Raw genomic sequence first — 4,064 nt, forward strand, 5'->3', positions numbered from 1 at the left:
CCGCCAAGCGTTTTGCGTGGGAGGAGGGTTCCGATACCCCGCCGCAACGCCGTCTCGTCGGCATGCACTTCGAGCGGGTGAAGGCGGTGCGTACCCGGGGCATCGACCCCCATAACAAGGACGCAGTGCTGAACCTGCTCGCCATCGCATTCGAAGAGGGCGACCAGCCGTCGGGCACTGCGACCTTGATGTTCTCCGACGGCGCCGCGATCCAGGTCGACGTGGAATGCATCGAAATGCAGATGAAGGACCTCGGCCCGGTATGGGCCGCCGAGAGCCGGCCGACGCATGACGATGTGCCGGTGGAGCGCTCCTGATGGCGCAGCGACTTGACGCGCGGAAACAGGATTTCCCGCGGGCCTTCGCCCAATTGCTTTCCGCCAAGCGGGAGATCTCCGAGGATGTGGATCAGGCCGTACGCGCGATCATCGAGGATGTGATCGCCCGCGGCGACACGGCTCTCATCGACTATACGAAGCGCTTCGATGCGCTCGATCTGACACCTGAACGGCTGCGCGTCTCCGACGCGGAGATCGACGCCGCAGAAGCGCAATGTCCCCGCGACGCCTACGATGCGCTCAAGCTCGCGAAGGAGCGCATCGAGGTCTATCACCGCGCCCAGCGCCCCGAGGATTCGCTGACGACGGATGCGCTCGGCGTCACGCTCGGCTGGCGCTGGACTGCGCTTGAATCGGTTGGAATCTATGTGCCCGGCGGCCGCGCGAGCTACCCCTCCTCGGTCCTGATGAACGCGGTTCCGGCGAAGGTCGCAGGAGTGCCACGGATTGCCATGGTAGTACCGACACCGCGTGGCGAGACCAATCCCCTCGTGCTTGCGGCCGCGCGTCTCGCCGGCGTCGACGAGGTTGTCCGTGTCGGCGGTGCACAGGCCGTAGCGGCGCTTGCTTACGGTACGGAAACAATTCAACCGGTGGCCAAGATCGTCGGACCTGGCAATGCCTATGTGGCGGCGGCGAAGCGGCGGGTCTTCGGTCAGGTCGGCATCGACATGATCGCCGGCCCGTCGGAGGTCCTGGTGCTGGCCGACGGTGGTGCCAATCCCGATTGGATCGCTGCCGACCTCCTGGCGCAGGCGGAGCATGATCCAGTCGCACAAGCGATCCTGGTCACGGATAGTCCTGGCCTGGCGGACGCCGTCGAGAAGGCGGTCGAGCGCCAGCTGCTTACGCTGCCGAAAGCGGAGATCGCCGGCGCGAGCTGGCGCGATTTCGGCGCGATCATCATCGTCGAAACGCTGGACGCTGCCATTCCGCTGGTGGACAGGCTGGCCCCCGAGCATCTCGAAATCGAGACACATGACCCCGAGGCGCTCGCGGCGAAGGTGAGAAATGCCGGCGCCATCTTCCTCGGCAGCCATACGCCCGAGGCGATCGGCGATTACGTCGGCGGCCCGAACCACGTGCTCCCGACGGCCCGGTCGGCCCGCTTCTCGTCCGGTCTCGGCGTGCTTGACTTCATGAAGCGAACCTCGATCCTGAAATGCGACGCGAACTCTCTGCGCGCCCTTGGACCGGCCGCGATCGCACTCGGGCGTTCGGAGGGCCTCGAGGGCCACGCGCGTTCCGTGGCGATCCGCCTGAATATGTGACGATGGGAGATGGTATGGCGAGCGGAGGAGACGAGCGATGCCACCTTGTTGCCGTCACGCTCGACGAGGCCTCGATCGGTCGCGGTAATCCGGACCAGGAGCATGAGCGCGCCATYGCCATCTACGACATTATCGAGGAGAACTTCTTTGCCCTGCCGAATTATGACGGCGGGCCTTATGCGCTACACATCGCGCTCGTCGAAAAGAAGCTCTGTCTCGAAGTGCGGACGGAGGCGGGCTCGACGCTCGTCACGCATCATCTCTCGCTGACACCGTTTCGAAAAGCGATCCGCGACTACGACATGATCTGCGATAGCTATTATCGGGCGATCCGTTCTGCCTCGCCCTCACAGATCGAGGCCATCGACATGGGGCGTCGCGGCCYCCACAACGAGGCGGCGGACCTTTTGCTGAAGCGCTTGGAGGGAAAGCTCGTCGTCGACTTCGATACGGCGCGGCGTATCTTTACCCTCATTTTCGCGCTTCATTGGCGAGGCTGACGCTTGGACGAGGCAGCGCGCCCGAAACGGATTCATTCGGTTCTCTTCGTCTGCGCCATGAATGCTGTGCGTTCACCGATGGCGGAAGCGATCGCGCGGTATTACTTCGGCAAATCGATCTACGTGCAATCCGCAGGAGTGCACAAAAGCGACGTCGACGGCTTTACGACGATGGTGCTCGATGAAATCGGCATCGACGCGTCGAAACATAAACCGCGCACGCTCGACGAATTGGAGGAATGGGAGGGTTTGAACTTCGACCTTATCATTTCCTTGTCGCCAGAGGCTCATCACCAGGCGTTGGAACTGACAAGGACGCTTGCGTCCGAAGTCGAGTATTGGCCGACGCCGGATCCGACGATCACGCAGGGGTCACGCGACCAGGTGATCGACGCCTATCGACATGTCCGCGACGTGCTGCTCGCGCGGATCCGCACGCGCTTGAGAAGCTCAGAATCCAGCAGCCCTGATTAGGGCGATCGTTCCCAGGCCCACAGCGAGAGCGACGAGCTCGGTTCGGGCCAAAAGCATGGTGATGATCGTCGCGCCGACAGCGATCGCTGCCGTTATGCCCTTGTCGAGGACGATGGGAAGAATCGTTGCCATGATGATCGAGCCGGGAAGGGCTCGGAGCCCGCGCTCTACTCGCGGTGTGATGGCGACCTTGCTCATCACGACCGCTCCTGCGATCCGGCACAGGAACGTCGCGACGGTCATGGCGACGATGGCGATGGTCGCACCCCAAGGGCCGGCGATGAGTGTGTGAAACGCCGTCATTCGATCAGCATCCCAGCGGCAACGCCCGCCAATGCGCCAGCGACGAGGTAGAAGTAACCGGGGACGAATGCATGAACGAGGAGTGCCGTGATGCCGGCGATCAGCCACGGCAGGGCAGGGCGAACTCCCTTCCAGAGCGGCACAAGCATCGATGCGAAGAAGATAGGCATGACGAGATCGAGACCGAACCGCTGCGGTTCCGGGATTAGCGCTCCGGCAAAATAGCCGGCGAGGGTCGCGGCGATCCAGATCAGCCACAGGATGACGCCGGAGYCGAGCAGAACGCCGAGGTCTCGACCCCCTTGGTTGTAGTAGTGCGAGCTGACGAGCCAGTTCGCCTCTGTCAGGACGAAGAAATTGAGACCCGATCGCCAAAGCGGCTCGCGAGCGAGCCAGGGCTGCAGAGTCGCGCCAAGGAGAGTCAATCGCGCATTGACGACGGCCGTCACCATCATGATGGCGAGGATCGTCGAAGGCGACCAGACCGTCTGCCAGATTTCCAACCCCACCATCTGGGATGCGCCGGCATAGACGAAGGTGCTCAGTCCGAACGCCTGAGCGAGCGACAAACCTTTCTGTGACGCGGCGGTCCCGAAGGCGGCCGAGAACACGATGAACCCCGGAAAAGCTGGCAGGGCCATGACGACACCCCGGCGAAAGCCCGCAAGTGTCGGAGAGTGTCGTTCAGAAGCGGACATTGGTTTTCGGTGCGCTGACCATCCCACGTAACCGCAGGAGCCTATCGGATCGAGGTTCCGGGCGCATCGTGCTGATGCGCCCGGAAAGCTTGGAGTCCCGAGACCAGCTCGGCGCTCAGAGGCTCGCCAGAGGCATGACCTCGAGCGCGCCCGCGTAGATCATCTTCAGCGCCACGTAGAGGATGATCGCAAGGCCGAGATAGGCGATCCACCGGTAGCGCTGCAGGAGGCGGGCGATGTAGGAGGCGGCGACACCCATGAGCGCGATCGAGAGGATGAGCCCGAACACCATGACGTACGGATGTTCGCGGGCTGCCCCGGCAACGGCGAGAACGTTGTCGAGCGACATCGAAACGTCGGCGATGATGATCTGCCACGCGGCCTGCGCGAAAGTCTTGCGGGGAGCGCCGGTTTGGGCAGAATCCTTGCCTTCGAGGGCTTCCTCCGCGGCTTCTTCTTCCTGATGGGTCACGCGAAGCT

At 63.2% G+C, this 4,064-nt stretch carries 7 protein-coding genes; 4 read left to right on the forward strand and 3 right to left on the reverse strand.

What is annotated here, in order from left to right; genetic code table 11:
* From AC1DT3_RS13520 to AC1DT3_RS13535, 4 genes are all read left to right on the forward strand, one after another.
* On the forward strand, positions 1 to 317 hold a 317-nt coding region (locus tag AC1DT3_RS13520; protein WP_477465770.1), incomplete at its 5' end, for a DUF2948 family protein.
* On the forward strand, positions 317 to 1,609 hold the full coding sequence (hisD, locus tag AC1DT3_RS13525; protein ID WP_477465771.1) for a histidinol dehydrogenase: 1,293 nt from the start codon (positions 317 to 319) through the stop codon (positions 1,607 to 1,609). The genes AC1DT3_RS13520 and hisD, both read left to right, overlap by 1 nt.
* Positions 1,610 to 1,623: 14 nt before the next feature.
* On the forward strand, positions 1,624 to 2,109 hold the full coding sequence (locus AC1DT3_RS13530; protein ID WP_477465772.1) for a UPF0262 family protein: 486 nt from the start codon (positions 1,624 to 1,626) through the stop codon (positions 2,107 to 2,109).
* 3 nt (positions 2,110 to 2,112) lie between these two features.
* Complete coding sequence (locus tag AC1DT3_RS13535) at positions 2,113 to 2,583, forward strand: arsenate-mycothiol transferase ArsC (protein WP_477465773.1); 471 nt, start codon at positions 2,113 to 2,115, stop codon at positions 2,581 to 2,583.
* Here the strand turns inward: AC1DT3_RS13535 and AC1DT3_RS13540 are convergent.
* The 3 genes from AC1DT3_RS13540 to AC1DT3_RS13550 all read right to left on the reverse strand — a co-directional run.
* Positions 2,560 to 2,886, reverse strand: a complete 327-nt coding sequence (locus tag AC1DT3_RS13540; protein ID WP_477465774.1) for an AzlD family protein — start codon at positions 2,884 to 2,886, stop codon at positions 2,560 to 2,562. The genes AC1DT3_RS13535 and AC1DT3_RS13540 overlap by 24 nt on opposite strands.
* Positions 2,883 to 3,584 carry an AzlC family ABC transporter permease gene (locus tag AC1DT3_RS13545; RefSeq protein ID WP_477465775.1) on the reverse strand — a complete coding sequence of 234 codons (702 nt, stop codon included), beginning with the start codon at positions 3,582 to 3,584 and terminating at the stop codon, positions 2,883 to 2,885. The genes AC1DT3_RS13540 and AC1DT3_RS13545 overlap by 4 nt, the downstream gene beginning before the upstream one ends.
* A 115-nt stretch (positions 3,585 to 3,699) precedes the next feature.
* Positions 3,700 to 4,064: TerC family protein (locus tag AC1DT3_RS13550; RefSeq protein ID WP_477465776.1), on the reverse strand; the 365-nt coding region annotated here is incomplete at its 5' end.

It is taken from the genome of Microvirga sp. P4_G7, from assembly GCF_056401005.1.

Coding starts and splice junctions, on each gene's coding strand:
- hisD (WP_477465771.1), top strand. CDS start 317: ATGGCGCAGCGACTTGACGCGCGGAAACAGGATTTCCCGCGGGCCTTC.
- AC1DT3_RS13540 (WP_477465774.1), bottom strand. CDS start 2,886: ATGACGGCGTTTCACACACTCATCGCCGGCCCTTGGGGTGCGACCATC.